The following is a 19,975-nucleotide window of genomic DNA, read 5'->3' as shown; positions in this document are numbered from 1 at the left end:
TACCCACAATTTTATATAACTACCACATGGTGAAGCTTGGAATTTTTGAAACCACGCATGCTATACTTGTCTATAAACTAGTGAATTTCTTAAACGAAGGAGCGATAATAATGGGGTTTCTAGATGGTTTAATGGGAAACGCAAGTGAAGTTGATCGCGAGGAAATTGCCAAAGAGCTTGAAGAAGTACTTGTAGACGGCGAAGATTTTCAAAGTGGTTATAAGGTATTAAGAGATTCTTTTATCTTCACAAATAAACGTTTAATCTTAATTGATAAGCAAGGAATGACAGGGAAGAAAGTAGAGTATCATTCGATTCCTTACAAGAGTGTTACCCATTTTAGTGTAGAAACTGCTGGTGGCTTTGACTTAGAGTCGGAGCTGAAAATATGGTTGTCTGGAAGCAGTGAACCAATTGGGAAAACGTTTAAGAAAGACAGCCCAATTCAAGAAGTACAAAGAAGCCTTGCTGAGTATGTGTTATAAATTTTAAAGTTCAGCTTTTCCAGTAGTATAGGAAAAGCTGACTTTTTATTGTTAACTTTAGAATCGCCAACTATAGGTTAACCGTAAATATAATCAAGTTGACAATTTGTTATGAATAAGATATCTTCACTACATACATATTGAAAAGCAGGTGTTGATAGTGAAGCTCAAAACAATGGTTTATGCATCTTTATTTGCGGCAATAATCGGGGCGCTAGGTTTGCTGCCGCCTATTGTCACACCTTTTACGCCAGTACCTATAACGGCGCAAACTCTAGGAGTAATGCTGGCAGGCTCTATATTAGGTGCCAAACGGGGCGGGTTAAGTCTATTAGTCTTTGTTTTACTCGTTTCAATCGGTGTACCATTGCTCTCAGGAGGTCGAGGAGGACTCGGGGTGCTTTTCGGTCCTTCCGGCGGCTATATTATGGCTTGGCCAATTGCAGCTTTTTTCATTGGGGCTTTTGTAGAACTTTTCTGGAAAAAGCTCAATATAGGCCTCTATATAGCTATTAATGTGGTGGGGGGAATTATCTTAGTTTACGCGTTTGGGGTGACCTACCTTTCCATCATGACAGAAACGCCTTGGGCTAAGGCGGCATGGGCGGCATTGGTTTTTATCCCAGGTGACCTTGTAAAGGTTGTTGCAGCCTCCTTACTAGCTAAACAAATTAATCGGGTTTATCCATTAATTGAAATGGACAGACGTATTCATAAAACATCTAAAGCGGCCTAAGAAGAAGGTTTGCCTTATTCGGGGCAAACCTTTTTTAAGACATAAAAGTAGAGAGAGGTGTGCAGAGTGTCTGTTATCGGTACGAGCATAAGAGAAGTAGCTGAGAGATATCCTGAGCGGATAGCTATAGAAACGTGGAGGGAGCAAATCAGTTATAAGGAGTTCTATCAGTCTACTCAACTCCTTCAGCGTAAACTCACATTTTTATTTCCTAAAGGCAAGGGAAAAAAGATTGGGTACTTGCTTCCTAATGAACCAAAATGGATAAAACTATTTATAGCCATCAGTTCAATGGGAGGGATTGCAATTCCATTCGACCCTAAATGGAGTCCACTCCAGTTATCCGAGGTTATAAAAGATGCTGAACCAGATCTAGTGGTCTATGATCAGGCTTTTGCTCATCAATTTGAAGGTATAAATACAGTTAAAACCTTTACGTTAGAAGCTTTAGAGCTGCTTTCTCCAACTGGTGAGGTGGTGAGTGATTTTTCCGGTCAGGACCCATTTTATATAGGATATACATCAGGTACTACAGGACAGCCGAAGGGTTTTATAAGAAGTCATGCATCCTGGGCGGATTGTTTCTCCCTGGGACGTCAGGTTTTTTCCTTAACAGAAGAAGATAAGATACTATGTCCTGGCCCCCTTGTTCATTCACATTTTCTGTATGCTGCTATGCAGTGTTTACATATAGGGTCCACCTTACATCTGTGTTCCTCTTTCTCTGCGGACGAAGTTTGGGAACTTCTTCATACAAGATCCATTACGGTAATGTATATGGTTCCGACTATGTTTGAAGCATTGACTAGGATAAGGGGCAGTAAGGTGAGCAATCATTTAACTACATTAATCTCTTCTGGGGCAAAGTGGAGAGGTCATTCTAAGGAAAAAGTTAGTGCAGTGTTTCCGCATGCATCTGTTTATGAATTTTACGGGGCTTCTGAATTAAGTTTCGTTAGCTTTCGTAAGGTGAATGACGACACTCTGCCTGAAGGTTCGCTCGGGAAGCCTTTCCCGAGTGTAGAGATTTCAATTCTCTCGGACAGCGGACAACCTGTACCCCAAGGGGAAGTTGGTACTCTGTTTGTGAAGAGTCCATGGGTGTTCAATGGATATGTAAATCGACCTGAGGAAACGGCAAAGGTTTTTCATGGTGATTGGGCCACGGTTAATGATCTGGCATTTGTTAATGAAGAAGGTCATATCATCCTAAAAGGTCGGAAACAGAATATGATCATTAGCGGTGGCCTTAATATTTACCCTGAAGAGGTGGAACAGGTGATCCAAAGACATTCGGCTATTCAAGAAGCTGCTGTGCTGGGTGTGGAGGATGAGTATTGGGGTCAGAAGGTGGTGGCTTTTGTGACTCTTGCAGAAGGAAGGAAATTAGTTATGGACGAGGTGAATGCTTACATAGCTAAGGTTTTGCCTAAATATAAATGCCCAAAAGAATGGATCCAGTTACAAAAGTTCCCTTATACAGGAAGCGGAAAAATAGCCAGGAAGAAACTTCAAATCCCTAAAAGGAGCAGTTAGATGAAGGATGCAGTCATAGTCAAGGCGAAGCGGACACCGATAGGAAAGGTTGGAGGAATACTCTCCCACCTTCCACCTGAAAAGCTCATTAAACCAGTTCTCAAAAGTTTAATAGAGGGGATCAATCCTGCTGAAATCGATGATGTGATCCTGGGGAATGTTGTAGGGCCTGGAGGGAATATCGCACGGCTGTCCTCGTTAGAAGCCGGCTTACCCGTGACTATTCCTGGTGTAACGATAGACAGGCAGTGTGGATCCGGTCTAGAAGCGATTAATCTAGCAGCACGTTTAGTTCAGTCAGGTGCTGGAGCCATTTTTATCGCTGGAGGGGTTGAGAGTACGAGTCTGGCACCATGGAAAGTGAAGAAACCTGTCTCTATTCATGACCCAAGAGGGCCTGAACTCTATACGCGAGCACGTTTCTCCCCTGAATCAATAGGAGATCCTGAGATGGGAGAAGCGGCTGAAAATGTGGCTGAACATTATGGTGTCACACGTAAAGAACAAGATGAATGGGCTTATCTAAGTCATATGAAGGCTGTTGAGGCCCAACATGAAAACAGATTTGAGGAGGAGGTCATTGCAATAGATGGAGTACATCAAGATGAGGGTCCACGTCCAAATACGTCCCTTGCAAAATTATCTACTCTTGCACCCGTTTTTAAGCATGGTGGCACGGTAACCGCAGGAAATGCTTGCCCAATGAATGATGGGGCGGCTGCCGTCCTGGTGATGTCTCGGGAGAAATGCCGCGAGCTAGGTCTAAAGCCAATAGCTCGGTTTGTTGATAGTACGACAGCGGGGGTAGATCCTCACTTGCTTGGTATTGGCCCGATTCCTGCTGTGAAAAAATTGTGGAAGCGCCAGGGATTATGCTCAAAGGATATTGACCTTGTGGAATTCAATGAGGCATTCGCTTCTCAGGTTATAGCTTCATTAAATAGCCTGGAAATTCCATACGAAAAAGTGAATCAATCCGGTGGCGCACTGGCTTTAGGGCATCCTTATGGGGCGTCAGGATCCATACTCGTGACACGGTTAATGTCTGAGATAGCCAGGGGGAGCAAGGTAAGTCGAGGACTCGCTACGCTCGGTATTGGCGGTGGAATGGGGCTTGCGACTTTATTCGAATCAATGGAAGACATAGTATAGCAAGGTTTTTTGATATCGAAGACACTAAAACAGTACTTAGAAATGCAAATGAAAAGCGGTACCCAACCAATCATATGCTATGCTGCCATATCCCTACAGGACTCAGGGAGTGGCAGCATATTTTTTTTAATGGCTAAAACAGATTAATCCGATATAAAAATCTTTTCTTGCCATTTATGGTAAACATAGATAACGAACGAGAGTCCAAAAGTAACGAGTAAATATTGCCAGGAAGAGATCTGGTTATACTCTGATATACCCAATTTTTTTAGTGTAGGCAGAGCGATAAAACACATAATGAAATCAAGTATAAAATTTACCACAATATACAGTAGAAACTTATTGGATGTTAGCTTGAAAATCCAGAATGTCCCGACTGAAAAAATCCCATAGGCAAAACTAACGTCAATCATATAACCCCAGGGTACTATGTATTCATGGATGGTCCACCACTTATAGGTGTAGGCAATTTGAAAGATGATGGTCATTAAAAATGCAGTAAAGATTGTAACAGGCATATACCTTCTAATGGTTTCCTTGGAAGCAAAGAATAGTGTGAGCCATGGTAGAAATAAAGAAGCATACAACAAAACGTTTACCATCATTTAAAACTCTCCAATACAGTAAAGATCCTTTCTATGTATTATTTCTAAAGGTCCCAAGTATATTCACTCGAATTACTTTTTTTGGAAATTAGATGGTGGTTATAAATAGAATTTGGTAGTTGTGAAACAATAAATTAATGTTTGGAAGGGGTGTATATTGAATATGGAAAACTTTAAAGATGAGTACAATAAAAGTTTTATCAATGGCCAATGGGTAAATGGCGACACAGGGAAAAATTATGACATTTTAAATCCATACGACGAGTCCGTGATCACAACGGTGCAGTTAGCTTCATTACTACAACTGAAACAGGCATATGAAATTGCTGAGGATAGACAAAAAGATTGGGCACATTCTTCTGTTAAAAACAGAAAGGAAGTCCTTCGCAAAGCAGCCGAATTTTTGGAAAACAATCGTGAGGAAATTATTCGTATTGCTAATCTAGAAACAGGTGGTACGTTGCTAAAGGTCGAATTGGAATTAAACCTGACGATTGATGTTTTGAAAGAGACGTTCAATTATATAGATAGCATAGACGATATAAAAGAGGTTCCTGCTTCGATTGATGGGAAAAGAAATAAAATTTACCGGCAGCCATTAGGTGTGATTTCATCTATCTCTCCATTTAATTTTCCGATGAATTTATCGATGCGATCGATCGCGCCTGCGCTTGCATTAGGAAACACAGTTGTCCATAAAGCAGATTTACAAGTAGGTTTAACTGGTGGATCAATTCTAGCACGTGCGTTCGATTACGCTGGATTGCCAGACGGTGTATTTCAGTCTATTCTGACAACTCCGGATGAAATTGGTGACGAGATGCTGGAAAACCCCGTGGTGCAACTAGTTGCATTTACTGGCTCTACAGGCTTTGGGAAACACATTGGGGAAATTGCTGGTAAAAACCTAAAACGGGTAGCATTGGAGCTTGGAGGGAATAACCCTTTTCTCGTATTACGAGATGCTGATATTGAAAAGACTGTCGATGCAGCAATATTTGGTAAATTTATGCACCAGGGACAAATATGTATGTGTATTAATAGGATTATTGTCCATAAAGATTTATATCAACAATTTACGGAAAAATTTGTTGAACGTGCTTCCCGACTACCTTATGGCGATCAAACTGACCCTGATACAGTAATTGGGCCGCTAATCAATAAAAAGCAGGCAGAAGAGGTAATGAACATCATTGAAAAGGCTGAAAAAGATGGGGGGAATGTTGCCTTGAAGGGAAAAAGGGAAGGAAATTTGCTCACACCGCATGTTTTTATCGATGTAAAAAACACGGATGACATCGCACAGACAGAATTGTTTTCACCTGTTGTCTCCTTGATCAGGGCAGATTCTGATGATCATGCCATTGAATTAGCGAATGATACGATTTATGGACTGACCTCTGCGATATTTACATCTGACTTAGAAAAAGGAGAAGCATACGGCTTGAAGATTGATAGTGGCATGACACATGTCAATGACCAAACGGTAAACGATGCGGCGAATGTTCCGTTTGGCGGAAATAAACAAAGTGGCTTAGGACGATTTGGGAATCCGTGGGTCATAGAGGAATTTACTAAATTGAAATGGATTTCGGTACAAGAAGAATATAGAGAATTCCCTTTTTAAAAAATTAAAAGGACAAGTACAGCATTATTCCTTAATGATGTATTTGTTCTTTTTCTATGATTTCATATGACTGAGAATTAAATATGGAGGGAGGAAAGAAGGTACTTTGGTACGTTATATAGAAAGAAGGATGTTGTAAAGATATCTTTTCAGCTGCTAGATGATTAAATGAGCTAAGCGGGATAAGGAGTCGTACGGAATGAGAACTAATTCACAGGAGAGATTTCAAGACAAACGTATAGATATGAAAAAAGTATTATCCATTATTGGCATCATCTTTGTTGCCTTTAACTTACGTCCAGCCATTACATCAGTTGGACCACTCATCAGTTCAATCAAGGCAGATATAGGCCTGTCCAATGCTGCTGCAGGGTTTATTACAACACTGCCTTTGTTAGCATTTGCGATCTTTTCTTTTCTTGCACCAAAGTTTGGTCAACGCTTTGGATTAGAACGGGTAGTATTTGCAGGTTTACTGACTTTAATAGCGGGGATTTTGATTCGGTTTATTTCAATGACATTCACCTTATTTGCAGGAACCGCTTTAATAGGTATTGGTATTGCCATATCCAATGTACTGTTACCCGGGATTGTAAAGGAAAAATATCCTCAAAAGGTGGGCCTGGTAACAGCCGTTTATACCACTTGCATGTCTGTCTTTTCAGCGGTTGGCACAGGGCTTAGTATTCCTTTAGCTGAAGGATTTGGGCTTGGATGGGAAAAAGCACTCGTATGCTGGGTCGTGTTAGCTATTCCGGCTGCAATAATCTGGGTGCCTCAACTACGAAAACCGGCTAAAGCAGATGATGTAAAGACACCTGCACTGCAGAACGGTTCGATATGGCGTTCGAAAATTGCCTGGCAAGTTACCATTTTTATGGGATTACAATCGTTTTTATTTTATTCTATGATTGCGTGGCTGCCTGAAATCCTCAATGGCAGAGGGGTTAGTATCTCAACAGCAGGGTGGATGGTATCTGTCATGCAGTTAACGGGGTTGCCGATGACCTTCCTGACTCCGGTGCTGGCTTCCCGGTTTAATAATCAAAGAGGAATTGTTGGAATGATCGGCTGCCTTTATACAACAGGCTTGTTAGGAGTATTGTTCGCAGAAGGCATTCCCTTATTGGTTCTGAGTGTCATGCTGATCGGGATTGGCCAAGCTTCATCTATCAGTCTGGCGCTTACCTTGCTTGGGCTTCGGGCAGCTAATGCTCGGCAAAGTGCTGCACTGTCTGGGATGTCTCAATCGATTGGATATTCACTTGCTGCTGTGGGGCCGGTATTAATCGGTATACTGCTGGATATTACCGCATCGGTGACAGTTCCAATACTATTGTTCATCGCCATTATAGTTGTAATGGTAACAGCTGGTTTAGGAGCAGGAAGGAATCAGACGGTTTTTCAACAGAGCAAAGAACCTCTTCGGTAATAGACAGAAGCATAACACTCACGTTATAAGCTAGGCTCGGACATAACTTAAAAAAGCATATCATTCTATTAATATCAGTTCGGGTTGTACACTTGGAAAGATTACTACCATCGCTTCGTAAAAATACTTCGCTTTCCGCGGCCCCACAGGACGTGGGGTCGTTCGGTGTTGGCACACGACGTGCCGAACTTAACCGAACATCCTCTAAAAAGTCGAGCTTCCTCGGAAAGCAAAGGACGCTTTCCTGTGGGATCTTTGGGTCGTGCTGTTCCCGCAGGAGTCTTCGCATTTTAACTACGCTAATTATCTGCGTTTTAAGTCATTTTTTATCGTTCGTTTTTTGACATCATTGCTTTTACTTATGTTCCTGCCTTTAATGTTATATGGGGGATCATATATCCACTTACTAGGATAGTAAGAATCAGAAAAAAACCATGCACAACAATTACCTTAAAAAACTAATACTTCTCTATGCCTTTGACAATGCCTTTTGCCACTTGCTCGCGGTAATCTTCGCTTTTTAACAATTCCGCGTCTTTTTTATTCGAGACAAACCCCGTTTCTACAAGAATTGCTGGCATATCAGTATGACGCAAAACATAATAATCCGCTTTAAACACCCCGCGACTCAGGTTATTAGTTTCAGAGATAACGTGTTCCTGGACTAAATCTGCAAGATCTCTTGCATCTGAGCTCCCTGCACTATAAAAGGTTTCGATGCCTTTAGCGCTAGAGTCATAGTATCCGTTGGCATGAATACTGACAAAAAGGTCGCCTTCCCAGGTATTGGCCATCTTTACACGATCTTCAAGGGTAACAAAGGTATCATCTGTTCGCGTCATTAAAACATCATAACCTTTTGCACGCAGTGTAAATTCAACGAGCTTAGCGATTTCTAGAATAACGTCTTTTTCCTGAAGAGAATTTCCGATGGCTCCGGGATCTTTACCTCCATGACCAGGATCGAGAATAATGCGTTCGATCTCCTGTCTCTCAGATTGATAAGGTTTTTCCTCCCTGGCCTCGTCTGGTTTTCTCACACGCTTCTCTTCGATTCGTTTTTCTTCCTCAACGCGCTCCCAAGCACCTTCTGACAGAAAATCGGTGCTTACAAAACCTAGACGTCCTTGATAAGTGATTTGCCCCCAGCCATTCTCAAGATCAATATACTCAACTTGTTCCCCTGGTAAAAGACTTCCGATCACCGTAGCATTCAAACTAGGTGCTTCCCGAACATTTAAGGACAATTGGGTGTCAACTTCGCCTGTTTGTGCAGCTTTTACTGGCGTGGTGATCACCAGCGTAGATGTAACTGTCAGGACAAACAATAGAATTACCTTGATCGAACGCATGTTCAAATTCATACATAACTCCTCCTGGCTATTAATAGTGCAACTTTTATTCTATGAAAGGTAGTGGATCATACTATTAATCTTGGACAAGTTTTAAATGATATATTCAGTAACACGCTACCAGGAGAATATTTGACAAAAAACTCTAAAATGCAAGCATTTTTTCATAATCTTTAGTAGAATAGTAGTTAATTGAATAGGCGAAGAAAACAGGCGTGATGTCACTCATCACTTAAAAGGGAAGTTGGTTCAAATCCAACGCGGTCCCGCCACTGTACTTGCGAGCAATCTGCACGATTCCACTGTGTCATAAGCATGGGAAGGAGCAGAAAGCCATGACCATAAGCCAGGAGACCTACCTGTTTTTCTCACCAATAACCTACGCGGATAGGAGGTGTTTAGTAAAAAAGGAGTTCTGCTTATATGTCCATTCAGTGGAATTGCAAATCCTTGAATGTACACATCTTCATTGCGAGATGTGTTTTTTTTATGCTCAAAAATAGATTCATTACAGGGGAGAGGTTAATTTGAAACGTTTATTGAATTACATACTCATGCTTCTAATGACGATCAGTTTGCTGGCAGGCTGTTCAAGCAATGAGAACTCTGGTCAATCAGAGGAAAGCCAGAAAGAAGACGCTGCAAATACAGAAGAAACCCAAGGTGCATACCCTCTTACGGTAAAGGATTCAGCGGGTAATGAGGTCGTACTGGAGGAAGACCCTGAACGAATTGTCTCATTGATTCCCAGTAACACAGAAATAACGTTTGCCGTCGGTGCAGGTGAACAGGTTGTCGGCGTGTCAAAGCATGACAACTATCCCGAGCAGGTGAATGAAATTGACAAGATTGGCGGCATGCAAATTAACACGGAGAAAGTCTTGTCATTAAAGCCTGACCTCGTGCTTGCACATGGGTCCAATGCTCATAATTCACAAGCAGCCATTAAGCAGATCCGCAATGCAGGGATTCCGGTTTATGTAGTTAAGAACGCAACTGATTTTAAGGGCGTATACGAAACGATTCAATCGATTGGTAAATTAGTAAATGAGCAGGAGAAAGCGAACAGCATTGTAGCTGGAATGAAGGATAAGTTAAAGAAAATTAAGGAAAAAGCATCTACGATCGAAGACCCTAAAAGTGTTTTTGTTGAAGTATCCCCGGCACCGGAAATTTATACGACTGGAACGGGCACATTCATGAACCAAATGCTTGAGGCGATTAATGCGAAGAATGCTGCTGCCAGCCAAGAAGGTTGGGTGAAAATGAATGAAGAGGCCATTATTAGTTTGCAGCCTGACGTCATCATTACTACCTATGGCTATTATACAAAGAACCCTGTCGAAAAAGTTCTCAGTCGAGAAGGATGGGAACAAGTACCGGCTATTAAAAATGAACAGGTATTTGATGTTCATTCTGACATTGTTACACGTGCGGGCCCACGTTTAATAGAGGGTGTAGAGCGGTTAGCCGAAGCCGTTTATCCGGAAACGTTCGGTGATGAATAAACCGTTGGCTTATATAGGGAGTTTTATGATTTTAATAGGCGCTTGGCTGGCCGGCGTGGCCGTTGGCAGTGTGCCTATTCCGCTCCCTGTCATTATCGGGGCTATAGCAGAAGCGGTTAGTCCTTATCAATCAACCATTGACCCTATAAACATCAGTATTATTGTAGATGTTCGCCTTCCGCGTGTCGTGTTAGCTGGATTAGTGGGTGCCTCCCTAGCTATAGCTGGAGCATCCTTCCAAGGGCTGCTGCAAAATCCATTAGCGGACCCTTATACACTAGGTGTATCTTCAGGTGCCTCAGTTGGGGCGGTGTTGGTGTTATTTGTAGGCTTTTCTTTCCCGGTTTTCTCAGCTTTTACGCTTCCTATTGTCAGTATCAGTACGGCAGTCCTTACTCTGCTTTTTGTTATTGTTTTTGCACGCATGCTTGATCGCACGCTTTCTATTGAGACGTTGATACTGACAGGGATTGTCATGGGTTCTTTCCTTGGCTCGGTTATTTCACTCATGATTGCCTTGACTGGAGAAGAACTTCGGCAAATTGTCGGCTGGCTCCTCGGAAGTGTTGCGATGCGGGGATGGAATCATGTTGGGTTACTGTTCCCCTTTTTTGCGGTTGGGGTGTTGCTTCTGTTGACTCAGGGACAGGAATTAAATGCTATGTCCTTAGGGGAAGAACGGGCCAGACAGCTTGGTGTTCCTACGGAAAAGAGGAAAACACTAATATTATTAGCTGCTTCGATCCTAACGGGGGCAGCAGTTGCGGTATCTGGAACCATTGGTTTTGTTGGTCTAGTCGTCCCTCATATTTGCCGGCGGCTTTTCGGTACGGACCATCGGCATCTTATTCCGTTGTCCTTGATTAATGGAGCGACCTTCTTAATACTGGCGGACCTTATATCCCGAACAATAATTGCCCCTGCTGAGCTGCCAATCGGGGTGATTACTTCTCTTATAGGAGCGCCAATTTTTGCTTTTATTCTTTATCAACAGAGGAAAAAGGGGGCGAGTGTATGATTCAGGTAACGAACATGACAGGGGGATATGACGCGCAGCCGATTGTTAATGATGTCGACTTTCAAGTCAACCGTGGTGAGTTTTTTGGCGTGGTTGGTCCTAATGGAAGTGGAAAAACAACCTTATTTAAATTGATGAGTGGAATTCTTCCATTGTGGAAAGGAGAAGTGATGGTTGACCAGCAGCCACTTGAACACTATGGCCGTAAACAGCTGGCCAGGAAAATAGCAACCCTGCCCCAGATTCAACAGAGCTTCTTTTCCTATAATGTTTTTGAAACCGTGATGATGGGGCGTTATGCTTATCAATCTGGTTTCTTAAAACAGCCTGCGGAACGGGATAAGGAAGTCGTCCGGAATGTGCTCGAACAAACGGGACTAACGGAAATGAGTTCGCTTCCTCTCCATCAATTAAGTGGAGGAGAAAAACAGCGTGCTTATTTGGCTCAAGCCCTGGCTCAGGAACCGGATATTCTGCTGTTAGATGAACCCACGAACCACCTTGACTTTAGTTATCAAAAGCAGCTGTTGGATGAAATGAAACAGCTGTCTTTATCGGATCAGTTGACAGTTGTCTCCATTTTCCACGATTTAAATACTGCTGGTCTTTATTGTGATCGATTGTTATTGATGGATCATGGAAAGGTGATTCATCTAGGTAAACCAGAGGAAGTCATTCAAAAGTCTTTACTTGAGCAAGTCTATCATTCTTCCATTGCCGTTCACGCCAATCCGACGGTATCAAGCCCGCAAATGAACTTGCTTCCAAGTTATGCTTCAGATGACAAAAGAACTACCATAACACCTGAACTTGTGAAAGCCACGGAGGAAAAGGTTATCGTAAGTACATGCAAGCCGCTTAAAACCTTTTCCTCTGCTCTCATGGGGGGAGGATTTGGCTGGTATCGGAATTTCGTGAACTGTCATGTAGATAAAAGTTTTACTTGTGGTTCTCCTGACCAATTCCTAGTAGGAAGGTGTCAACAATGGGGCCTGGCTGAGCAGGATACTTTAGCGATGATGACAGCAGCTTACCTGCCTGATTATTCAGAGCTGTTTTTCAAGGGAGACGGTGTTTCAATATTGATTGTAGTTACAGCTGGACTAGGTAATGCAGTAGATGTTGTTTACGGGGAGAAGCATGTGGAGACGAACAATCCGGGGACTATAAACACATGGATCTTCGTTGAGGGCAATCTGTCTGAACAAGCATTTATTCAGGGTATCGTAACAGCGACGGAAGCGAAAACGAAGGCTATTTCAGATTGTGGAATTAAAGATCCACTGACTAATACAGGAGCAACAGGAACTTCCACCGACAGCATGATGATAGCAAGTACTCAAACTGGAAAGAGTCTGGAATATGCCGGTCCAATCACTTTATTAGGAAGCAAAATTGGGCGGATGAGTTATGAAGCAACAAAAGAAGCCATTGAACGTTATTTGGAAAGAATGAGTCGTTCATGATCACACATCTTATTGCTTTAAGCTGCGCATTTTTACTGGATATCTGGCTGGGTGACCCGCGGTGGCTGCCACATCCTGTCCGGATGATAGGAAATTTGATCCAATTTTTTGAAAATCGATGGAATAAAGGAAAGTTTCGACGCTTTAAAGGGATGGTTATGGTTCTAATCGTATGTGGTGCAGTCTATGTCATGACATGGCTTGTTATGACACTCAGCTATCATGTTCATGTCGTGCTCGGTGCAGCCATAGAGTCTCTATTGATTTGGACAACGATCGCATTAAGAGGTTTGAAAGAAGCATCACAGGAGGTGTATGAGCCGCTAATGGAGTCCAACTTTACCCGTGCGCGCCATAAATTATCGATGATTGTTGGCAGAGATACCGAACATCTAGATGAATCCGAAATAGCGAGAGGTACAGTTGAGACAGTGGCTGAAAACACAAGTGACGGTATAACAGCACCACTTCTGTTTGCCTTTCTTGGGGGTGCACCGTTTGCTATGCTGTATCGTGCCGTGAACACATGTGACTCAATGGTCGGGTACCGGCACGATCGATTTTACCTTTTTGGCTGGGCTTCAGCTCGATTGGACGATGTGTTGAATTTGATTCCAGCCCGGCTGACATCGGTGTTGCTTTTATTAGTAGAGAAAACTCATTTTCAAACGAAGAAAGAAGCTATGACGTTATTGTTCCTTCATTCCAAGCGTCATCCCAGTCCGAATAGCGGCTGGGGCGAAGCAGTATTTGCTATTTTATTAGGCATTCAACTTGGCGGGGAAAATCGTTATTTTGGCGAAGCATCGTTTAGACCTACGATTGGCATCCCTTATAAGAAGATGGGGGCTGAACATATTAAAGCCGCTCAAAACTATATGATGCGAGCTGCTCTTTATATTTTGACATTACTATGGATAGGAGGTGCCGCCATTGAACTGGCCGTCACATGGAGCTAATCCGCACTATTTAACAGACCCATTACGGCTCCCAAAAGTTACCCATGATTTTAGCGTGAACGTGAATCCACTAGGGCCTCCCCCGTGGCTGCAGGAAAAATGGAGTGATTTTTTCGAGCTCATAACAGATTATCCGGACCCTCATAACGAAGACTTACGTCAGACCATTGCACGGAAGGAGGGGGTTTCGGCGAAGCAAGTCCTAGTTGGGAACGGTGCATCTGAATTGCTTAGCTTAATTGGGCGAGTGTTTGCTGGCAAAAAGCTATTGATTGTTGAACCGACTTTTTCAGAATACCGAACGATTGCAAAGGCGAATCAATGTACCATCGATTCTATTTTTCTAACAGAGTCAGAAGGGTGGGAATTGCCTGTAGAACGGATCAAATCGAAGCTTCGTGACGCAGACCTCGTGATGATTTGCAATCCCAATAATCCTACAGGCATCGCTTACAAACAAAGTGGATTGGTTGACTTGCTGGGTGAGTTGGAAAAAAGAGAGATTTCACTGTTAATCGATGAAGCATTTTATGATTTTGTTCACAACGAACCATCACTTATTCAGGATGTGAACAAATTCTCTAACCTAATTATTTTGCGTTCACTGACAAAGATGTACTGTATTCCGGGGATAAGAATCGGCTACCTTGCTGGCTCTGAGAAGATGGTTGAAAGGTTCGCGGCCCACCAACCGACGTGGAGCGTTAACGCCCTGGCGCAGCAGGTGGCTATGCTATGTCTCAACGATGATACTTACCGGCAGGAGACGAGAGAGCTCATACATAGCGAGAAAGAACGGATTTTCCCTCGGCTTCAGAACCTGGCTTTTACTGTATCAAATACTGAGGTGAACTACTATTTATTAGGAGGATTTCCGTCCTTGAGTGACACGTTGCTCCCTTTTTTATTGAAAAACCGAGTGGCGGCCCGGCACACACATAATTTCCCGGGCTTAGATGGGGATTACGTGCGAATAGCGGTCCGCACGCAACAGGAGAATGACTACTTGCTGGATCTTCTTGAAAGGTGGGTGCGAACATGATGGCCTTTATCTGTGGAGGTGTAAGGAGTGGAAAAACAAGTTACGCCGAGAAGCGTACACTGGAGTCAAAGCTGCCCTATCTCCATTACTTGGCTACGGGAGTAGTAACAGATTCTGAGATGCATGAGCGGGTAACCCGCCATCAAAAAGACCGTCGTCAAAGTCTTCGGTCGTGGAAGACATGGGAACAACCGACGGCTATCGGCAAGCTTTCGTTTACGGGAGATGACGCGATATTGATTGACTGCCTTACTACATGGGTCATGAATGAAATGCTGGAGCAGGAGGACAAGGAGCCGGATGATATGATTAGTTTTTTAATTGAACAGCTTGATCGACTTATTACCGCTGCTGGAGAAGTCTATATGATTTCAAACGATCTTAGCCGTGACTTTCTTTCTGACAACGAAATGGTACGCGACTACCTTTACATTCTTGGTTCGATACATAAATATGTTGTTAAGCAGTCCGATCAAGCTATCGAGATGGTATTTGGCCGGCCTGTTTACCACAAGGGGGGAGAGGCATGAAGGGTGTAATGATTCAAGGAACGGCTTCTAATGTAGGAAAAAGTTGGATTGCTACAGGGTTATGCCGAGCACTCGTAAATCGGGGCATACGGGTTGCTCCCTTCAAATCACAGAATATGTCTAACAATTCTTATGTCACTGTAAATAGCCAAGAAATTGGACGCGCACAAGGTGTTCAGGCTGAAGCAGCCCGGGTTGAAGCAACCGTTGATATGAATCCCATTTTACTTAAACCTACAAATGATCAGCGTGCTGAAGTAATAATCCATGGAGTCAGTCAAGCTTCTTGGTCGGGGTCAGACTACCGAAGCCACTGGTATGATAAAGGCAAGCTGGCTATTCAGCAGTCTGTACAACATTTGGAAGATCACTATGATGTTTTAGTGATTGAAGGAGCCGGAAGCCCCGTTGAAATTAATCTGAATGACCGTGAGTTGGTGAATATGTCGGTTGCAGATCAGATTGACGTGCCCGTTATTTTAGTTGCGGATATAGACCGGGGCGGGGTGTTTGCCAGCATTGCCGGGACACTGGCGTTATTGCCTGAGAAGCATCGGCAGCGTGTAAAGGGATTAATCGTTAACAAGTTTCGAGGAGAACGCTCTTTGTTTGAAAATGGGGTAGATTGGCTTGAAAACTATACAGGCATTCCTGTGTTGGGTGTGCTGCCTTATTTAGAAGATCATGGAATCGAGGGAGAAGATTCATTAACGGTTCAATCTACCTCGGCCAAAAGAGAATCGTTTTTAGATATCGCTGTGATTCACTGGCCCTATCTATCAAATGAAACTGACATAACCCCACTCACTCAAGAGGAGGACGTGTCGATCCGTTATGTACGATCCGGCTATCAGCTGGGTGAACCAGATGCGCTTATTTTGCCAGGAACGCGTAGCACGATTGAAGACTATCTTGCTTGTCAGGAAAACGGACTGACTGCAGCCATTAAGGATTATGCAGAGCAAGGAGGAGTGATCATTGGAATTTGCGGCGGTTATCAGATCCTATCTGATGTCATGTACCGCGATGAAGCAGATACACAGGGGGTGAAGGGAATTGGTGTATTTCCTCTCTTTACAACTTTTGTGAAAAACAAACAGACCATCCGAGTGAACGGACACATTCATGAGGCAAGCGGCTATTCCCCAGTTCCTATGTCTGGTTATGAGATCCACCTTGGTCGAACGGCTGGGTCGATTACACATCCGTTTCTTCAATTAAATGATGGACCTGAAGGAATCAGCCTTGATCAAGGACGTTTAGTAGGTACTTATCTACATGACTGCTTTTACAACGATGCATGGCGTACAGAATGGTTAAACCGGCTGCGACTCCGTGCCAACCTGCCTGAACAGCCGATAGTTCGCTCAGGGAAGCGTGAGGAGCGTTACAACAATTTGGCTGATCATTTGGAAACGTACCTTAACATGGATAAAGTCCTTGAAATGATAGAGGGGAATGGCCTATGAAAAACGTAAGCCAAGGAGGGTTGCTTGCCCTGCAGTTTTTTTCTGTTTTCCCAGTAAGGAGAAATATTGAACCAATCCCGTCTGTCGTGCGTTCGTGTCTTATATGGCTGCCCGTTCTAGGCTTCATCATTGGATCGTTAAATGCGCTTGTTTTCTACGGGTTAGAATCCTCTACCACCTGGAGTCTATTGAGTTTAGTTGTTTTCGCAATCATGGTTCCTGCTATTTGCAGTGGAGGTCTTCATCTTGATGGATTGATGGATACAGGGGATGCTTTCTTTTCCTATCGGGACAAGCCCAGACGTTTAGAGGTGATGCAGGACCCACGTACAGGGGCGTTTGGGGTACTTGTCTTGTTGGCGGCGGTCATTTTACGTTTTGTATTTATATATGAAGCGTTTCTTACTGATTTTTTAGTGATCGGTTTTATGATCATCATTCCACTTTTCTCAAGAGGTGTGATGATTCTGCTGTTAGGACACACACTATCAGCTAGAAACAGCGGGTTAAGTCACTTTTTTCAAAGCCATTATACATACAAGGTAACGTTCGCGGTCACGGGACTCATGTTCATGACATGTGCTGCCGTGTCCCTTCTTTCAACCAGTTACTTTGCTATTAGCTTAGTTATTCTGTTGGCATCGTTAGTTGCTTTATGGGGAATCAGAGTTTGGGCTATACGATCATTTGGCGGAATAACCGGAGATGTTTGCGGTGCTACTCTAGAAGGAATGGAGACTTACTTATGGTTTATCGTGTTGTTATGTATTTGATTCGTCACGGAGAGACGCCATCAAATGGACAGGGGCGCTATATAGGGTGGCGAAATGAGCACATGTCACAGCAAGGACTCAGCCAAGTGAACAGGATCAAGTCACGTCTTCCTCTATTTAAAAAAGTGTACGCAAGTGATCTTGGCCGATGTGTAGAAACAGCAGCCATCCTTTCTGGATCAACTGGAACAACTAAGAAGTTGAGAGAATACCATTTTGGTGATTTTGATGGGCGTACATACGAAGAATTGAAGACCCAAACTGGCTATCAGCAATGGCTCAATAATATGGAAAAGGTCACCCCTCCAGGAGGAGAAAGTCTTCCTCAGTTTAAAGATCGCATCATGTACTTTTTTTCTGAAATACTGAATGATCATAGCCATACTGACGAGCCTATTGCGGTTGTGACTCATGGAGGAGTGATTCGAACGATGCTTCACCACTGGTCGAAGCATTCAGGATCGATGTGGGACTGGCCGATAGCACCTGGGGAAGCGTATAAAGTGCTGCTGGAGAAGGAGGGAGATCAATGGATTTTGTCACAGGTGGAGCATATAACGGCAAGCTAGATTGGGTCATAGAGGACTATGACAGCGATTACACAATTTTGAAAGAGGGACAGATACCTGCAACAGTGGGAACTTCCTTGCTGATCGTTAATAATCTGGAGGAAATGATTCAAAAGGATTGCACGAAGCCGGAAGAAGCAGCAGATCGACTCTGGGAGGCATTTTATTATTCATTGATGGGATGGGAACGAACTGATCCTGCCCGCCAGCTAGTGATGATTGGAACAGATATCACAGGAGGGATTGTTCCGGTGCAGCAGCGTGACCGTTTATGGAGAGATAGAACAGGATTTATTTATCAGCAAATCACAAATGATGCCAAGCGGGTCTTTCGATTGTGGTTTGGCATTTCTGAACAATTAAAATAGGAGGAAATCCATATGAGATTATATACAAAAACAGGTGACAAAGGACAAACGAGTGTGATTGGCGGACGAGTAGATAAAGATGATGTACGTGTAGAAGCTTATGGAACAGTTGATGAGGCGAATAGTTTTGTCGGGAAAGCTCGTTCAGAGTTGAGCGATCCCCGTTTTGCGGATGTTCAAGAGGAGCTTGAGAAAGTACAGCATGAACTATTCGACTGTGGCAGTGATTTGGCAAATAAAAAATCAAACAGGCCTTTCAAGCTTCAGGAGGAAAGCGTTGAGTGGCTCGAGCAGCGCATGGATGATTACATAAAACAGTCTCCTGAGTTGGAACGATTTATTTTGCCGGGGGGATCCCCTGCAGCATCAACACTACACATTGCCCGCACGGTTACCAGACGTGCCGAGCGTCTTGTCGTTTCTCTGCAAAAAATTGAAACTATTCATCCTGTCTGCTTAACTTATTTAAATCGGCTTTCTGATTATTTCTTCGCATTAGCACGTTATGTGAACATGGTCCTTGAAACGAAGGATGTGGAGTACATTCGCAGTGCAAAAGTTTTTCGGTCTGTGAAGAAAAAATCAAAAGGTGAAGAGTAATCCAATGGGACAGCCTTTGTTTATCTCAGTTGATAAGGAACGTGAGCTAGTCATTGCCACTGATAACGCAGGGGGGATCGGTTCAAAAACCGATGATATTGTTCACGTTCCTTATGAAACCGTGGCAGAGTCTTTATTTCGTGTATCGTTTATGGATTGTTTAGCAGTAGGGGCAGCTCCGTTTGCTGTCACTATCAGTAATTTTGTTGGCGACGAAGTATGGGATGAGCTTGAACAAACCGTTAGAAACCTTGGTCATTCACTTGGGTACACTCTGGATATTACCGGAAGTACTGAATCGAATATGGCACTGAGTCAGTCGGCGATCAGCTTATCTATATTGGGGTGGGTTGAAACTAGTGAAAAGAGAATCGGTATTTCCCCGGAAATGAGCGGTGTGGCGCTCATTGGGAAACCGCTTGTTGGGGAAGAGGTACTAGCACACCCTGAGAAAATTGCTCCGCTTGAATTGTTTGTAGAAGTGAGTAAGCAAAAATGGGTATATGAGATTTTACCTGTTGGTTCAAAGGGCATCCAGCAAAGTATCCAGGAATTGAAACAAAGAAATGGCTGGAAAAATAGGGGTTTAGACATTCCTTTTGATGAAAAAGCTTCTGGCGGACCATCGACTAGTTTTATGATTACCTTTGATAAGCAATATAAGGATGAACTAGTTCATTTAGCTGGTAAATACAAGCTTTCTATTGAATAAATGAAGTCATAACAGGAAAACCTTCAGTTTATGGTT

At 43.2% G+C, this 19,975-nt stretch carries 20 protein-coding genes and 1 riboswitch; of the genes, 18 read left to right on the top strand and 2 right to left on the bottom strand.

Annotation, left to right across the window (positions count from 1 at the left end; translation table 11 throughout):
* The first annotated feature begins 110 nt into the window (after window positions 1-110).
* The 4 genes from G6R08_RS09460 (at window position 111) to G6R08_RS09445 (ending at window position 3,909) form a co-directional block, all read left to right on the top strand.
* A complete protein-coding gene (locus G6R08_RS09460; RefSeq protein WP_163527755.1) occupies window positions 111-485 on the top strand; it encodes a PH domain-containing protein in 375 nt (124 codons plus the stop codon).
* Between the two features lie 160 nt (window positions 486-645).
* The gene (locus tag G6R08_RS09455) at window positions 646-1,221 is read left to right on the top strand and encodes a biotin transporter BioY (protein WP_163527754.1); all 576 of its coding nucleotides are present in this window, start codon (window positions 646-648) and stop codon (window positions 1,219-1,221) included.
* A 66-nt stretch (window positions 1,222-1,287) separates the two neighbouring features.
* Window positions 1,288-2,757 (top strand): AMP-binding protein, encoded by a 1,470-nt coding sequence (locus G6R08_RS09450; RefSeq protein ID WP_163527753.1) that lies wholly within the window; start codon window positions 1,288-1,290, stop codon window positions 2,755-2,757.
* Window positions 2,758-3,909, top strand: coding sequence for a thiolase family protein (locus G6R08_RS09445; protein ID WP_163527752.1), 1,152 nt, complete (start codon window positions 2,758-2,760; stop codon window positions 3,907-3,909).
* 143 nt (window positions 3,910-4,052) lie between these two features.
* On the opposite strand, the gene G6R08_RS09440 is transcribed toward G6R08_RS09445, so the two are convergent.
* Window positions 4,053-4,514, bottom strand: coding sequence for a hypothetical protein (locus tag G6R08_RS09440; RefSeq protein WP_163527751.1), 462 nt, complete (start codon window positions 4,512-4,514; stop codon window positions 4,053-4,055).
* 163 nt (window positions 4,515-4,677) lie between these two features.
* Between G6R08_RS09440 and G6R08_RS09435 the strand changes: the two genes are divergently transcribed.
* Together G6R08_RS09435 and G6R08_RS09430 are read left to right on the top strand one after the other, a co-directional pair.
* Window positions 4,678-6,141, top strand: a complete 1,464-nt coding sequence (locus G6R08_RS09435; protein WP_163527750.1) for an aldehyde dehydrogenase family protein — start codon at window positions 4,678-4,680, stop codon at window positions 6,139-6,141.
* Between the two features lie 199 nt (window positions 6,142-6,340).
* A complete protein-coding gene (locus tag G6R08_RS09430; RefSeq protein ID WP_163527749.1) occupies window positions 6,341-7,573 on the top strand; it encodes a CynX/NimT family MFS transporter in 1,233 nt (410 codons plus the stop codon).
* Window positions 7,574-8,031: 458 nt separating this feature from the next.
* Here G6R08_RS09430 and G6R08_RS09425 read toward each other — a convergent pair whose 3' ends face one another.
* Window positions 8,032-8,937 (bottom strand): N-acetylmuramoyl-L-alanine amidase family protein, encoded by a 906-nt coding sequence (locus G6R08_RS09425; RefSeq protein ID WP_163527748.1) that lies wholly within the window; start codon window positions 8,935-8,937, stop codon window positions 8,032-8,034.
* Between the two features lie 182 nt (window positions 8,938-9,119).
* A riboswitch (cobalamin riboswitch) is annotated at window positions 9,120-9,302 on the top strand.
* Between the two features lie 150 nt (window positions 9,303-9,452).
* Between G6R08_RS09425 and G6R08_RS09420 the strand changes: the two genes are divergently transcribed.
* The 12 genes from G6R08_RS09420 to G6R08_RS09365 are packed head-to-tail and all read left to right on the top strand — an operon-like array spanning window position 9,453 to window position 19,939.
* A complete protein-coding gene (locus G6R08_RS09420) occupies window positions 9,453-10,433 on the top strand; it encodes an ABC transporter substrate-binding protein (protein ID WP_163527747.1) in 981 nt (326 codons plus the stop codon).
* Window positions 10,426-11,451 carry a FecCD family ABC transporter permease gene (locus tag G6R08_RS09415; protein ID WP_163527746.1) on the top strand — a complete coding sequence of 342 codons (1,026 nt, stop codon included), beginning with the start codon at window positions 10,426-10,428 and terminating at the stop codon, window positions 11,449-11,451. Before G6R08_RS09420 ends, G6R08_RS09415 begins: the two co-directional genes overlap by 8 nt.
* Complete coding sequence (locus G6R08_RS09410; protein ID WP_163527745.1) at window positions 11,448-12,917, top strand: adenosylcobinamide amidohydrolase; 1,470 nt, start codon at window positions 11,448-11,450, stop codon at window positions 12,915-12,917. Before G6R08_RS09415 ends, G6R08_RS09410 begins: the two co-directional genes overlap by 4 nt.
* Window positions 12,917-13,876: an adenosylcobinamide-phosphate synthase CbiB gene (cbiB, locus tag G6R08_RS09405; protein ID WP_163531250.1), complete on the top strand. Its 960-nt coding sequence runs from the start codon at window positions 12,917-12,919 to the stop codon at window positions 13,874-13,876. The genes G6R08_RS09410 and cbiB overlap by 1 nt, the downstream gene beginning before the upstream one ends.
* A complete protein-coding gene (gene cobD, locus G6R08_RS09400) occupies window positions 13,851-14,918 on the top strand; it encodes a threonine-phosphate decarboxylase CobD (protein WP_163527744.1) in 1,068 nt (355 codons plus the stop codon). The genes cbiB and cobD overlap by 26 nt, the downstream gene beginning before the upstream one ends.
* Complete coding sequence (locus G6R08_RS09395; RefSeq protein ID WP_163527743.1) at window positions 14,915-15,448, top strand: bifunctional adenosylcobinamide kinase/adenosylcobinamide-phosphate guanylyltransferase; 534 nt, start codon at window positions 14,915-14,917, stop codon at window positions 15,446-15,448. The genes cobD and G6R08_RS09395 overlap by 4 nt, the downstream gene beginning before the upstream one ends.
* Window positions 15,445-16,917 carry a cobyric acid synthase gene (locus G6R08_RS09390; RefSeq protein WP_163527742.1) on the top strand — a complete coding sequence of 491 codons (1,473 nt, stop codon included), beginning with the start codon at window positions 15,445-15,447 and terminating at the stop codon, window positions 16,915-16,917. The genes G6R08_RS09395 and G6R08_RS09390 overlap by 4 nt, the downstream gene beginning before the upstream one ends.
* Complete coding sequence (locus tag G6R08_RS09385) at window positions 16,914-17,690, top strand: adenosylcobinamide-GDP ribazoletransferase (protein ID WP_163527741.1); 777 nt, start codon at window positions 16,914-16,916, stop codon at window positions 17,688-17,690. Before G6R08_RS09390 ends, G6R08_RS09385 begins: the two co-directional genes overlap by 4 nt.
* On the top strand, window positions 17,663-18,259 hold the full coding sequence (locus tag G6R08_RS09380; RefSeq protein ID WP_163527740.1) for a histidine phosphatase family protein: 597 nt from the start codon (window positions 17,663-17,665) through the stop codon (window positions 18,257-18,259). The genes G6R08_RS09385 and G6R08_RS09380 overlap by 28 nt, the downstream gene beginning before the upstream one ends.
* Window positions 18,220-18,627: a bifunctional adenosylcobinamide kinase/adenosylcobinamide-phosphate guanylyltransferase gene (locus G6R08_RS09375; RefSeq protein ID WP_163527739.1), complete on the top strand. Its 408-nt coding sequence runs from the start codon at window positions 18,220-18,222 to the stop codon at window positions 18,625-18,627. Before G6R08_RS09380 ends, G6R08_RS09375 begins: the two co-directional genes overlap by 40 nt.
* A 12-nt stretch (window positions 18,628-18,639) precedes the next feature.
* Window positions 18,640-19,227, top strand: coding sequence for a cob(I)yrinic acid a,c-diamide adenosyltransferase (locus G6R08_RS09370; protein WP_163527738.1), 588 nt, complete (start codon window positions 18,640-18,642; stop codon window positions 19,225-19,227).
* Window positions 19,228-19,231: 4 nt separating this feature from the next.
* A complete protein-coding gene (locus G6R08_RS09365; protein WP_163527737.1) occupies window positions 19,232-19,939 on the top strand; it encodes an ATPase in 708 nt (235 codons plus the stop codon).
* Window positions 19,940-19,975: the final 36 nt, after the last annotated feature.

The organism is Halobacillus ihumii, assembly GCF_902726645.1.
Classification (GTDB): Bacteria; Bacillota; Bacilli; order Bacillales; family Halobacillaceae; genus Halobacillus_A; species Halobacillus_A ihumii.
This window is presented reverse-complemented; position numbering and strand designations above follow the sequence as displayed.

Coding starts and splice junctions, on each gene's coding strand:
- G6R08_RS09385 (WP_163527741.1), top strand. CDS start 16,914: ATGAAAAACGTAAGCCAAGGAGGGTTGCTTGCCCTGCAGTTTTTTTCT.
- G6R08_RS09410 (WP_163527745.1), top strand. CDS start 11,448: ATGATTCAGGTAACGAACATGACAGGGGGATATGACGCGCAGCCGATT.
- G6R08_RS09365 (WP_163527737.1), top strand. CDS start 19,232: ATGGGACAGCCTTTGTTTATCTCAGTTGATAAGGAACGTGAGCTAGTC.
- G6R08_RS09370 (WP_163527738.1), top strand. CDS start 18,640: ATGAGATTATATACAAAAACAGGTGACAAAGGACAAACGAGTGTGATT.
- G6R08_RS09445 (WP_163527752.1), top strand. CDS start 2,758: ATGAAGGATGCAGTCATAGTCAAGGCGAAGCGGACACCGATAGGAAAG.
- G6R08_RS09380 (WP_163527740.1), top strand. CDS start 17,663: ATGGTTTATCGTGTTGTTATGTATTTGATTCGTCACGGAGAGACGCCA.
- G6R08_RS09430 (WP_163527749.1), top strand. CDS start 6,341: ATGAGAACTAATTCACAGGAGAGATTTCAAGACAAACGTATAGATATG.
- G6R08_RS09440 (WP_163527751.1), bottom strand. CDS start 4,514: ATGATGGTAAACGTTTTGTTGTATGCTTCTTTATTTCTACCATGGCTC.
- G6R08_RS09415 (WP_163527746.1), top strand. CDS start 10,426: ATGAATAAACCGTTGGCTTATATAGGGAGTTTTATGATTTTAATAGGC.
- G6R08_RS09375 (WP_163527739.1), top strand. CDS start 18,220: ATGGATTTTGTCACAGGTGGAGCATATAACGGCAAGCTAGATTGGGTC.
- G6R08_RS09435 (WP_163527750.1), top strand. CDS start 4,678: ATGGAAAACTTTAAAGATGAGTACAATAAAAGTTTTATCAATGGCCAA.
- G6R08_RS09425 (WP_163527748.1), bottom strand. CDS start 8,937: ATGAATTTGAACATGCGTTCGATCAAGGTAATTCTATTGTTTGTCCTG.
- G6R08_RS09395 (WP_163527743.1), top strand. CDS start 14,915: ATGATGGCCTTTATCTGTGGAGGTGTAAGGAGTGGAAAAACAAGTTAC.
- G6R08_RS09460 (WP_163527755.1), top strand. CDS start 111: ATGGGGTTTCTAGATGGTTTAATGGGAAACGCAAGTGAAGTTGATCGC.
- G6R08_RS09390 (WP_163527742.1), top strand. CDS start 15,445: ATGAAGGGTGTAATGATTCAAGGAACGGCTTCTAATGTAGGAAAAAGT.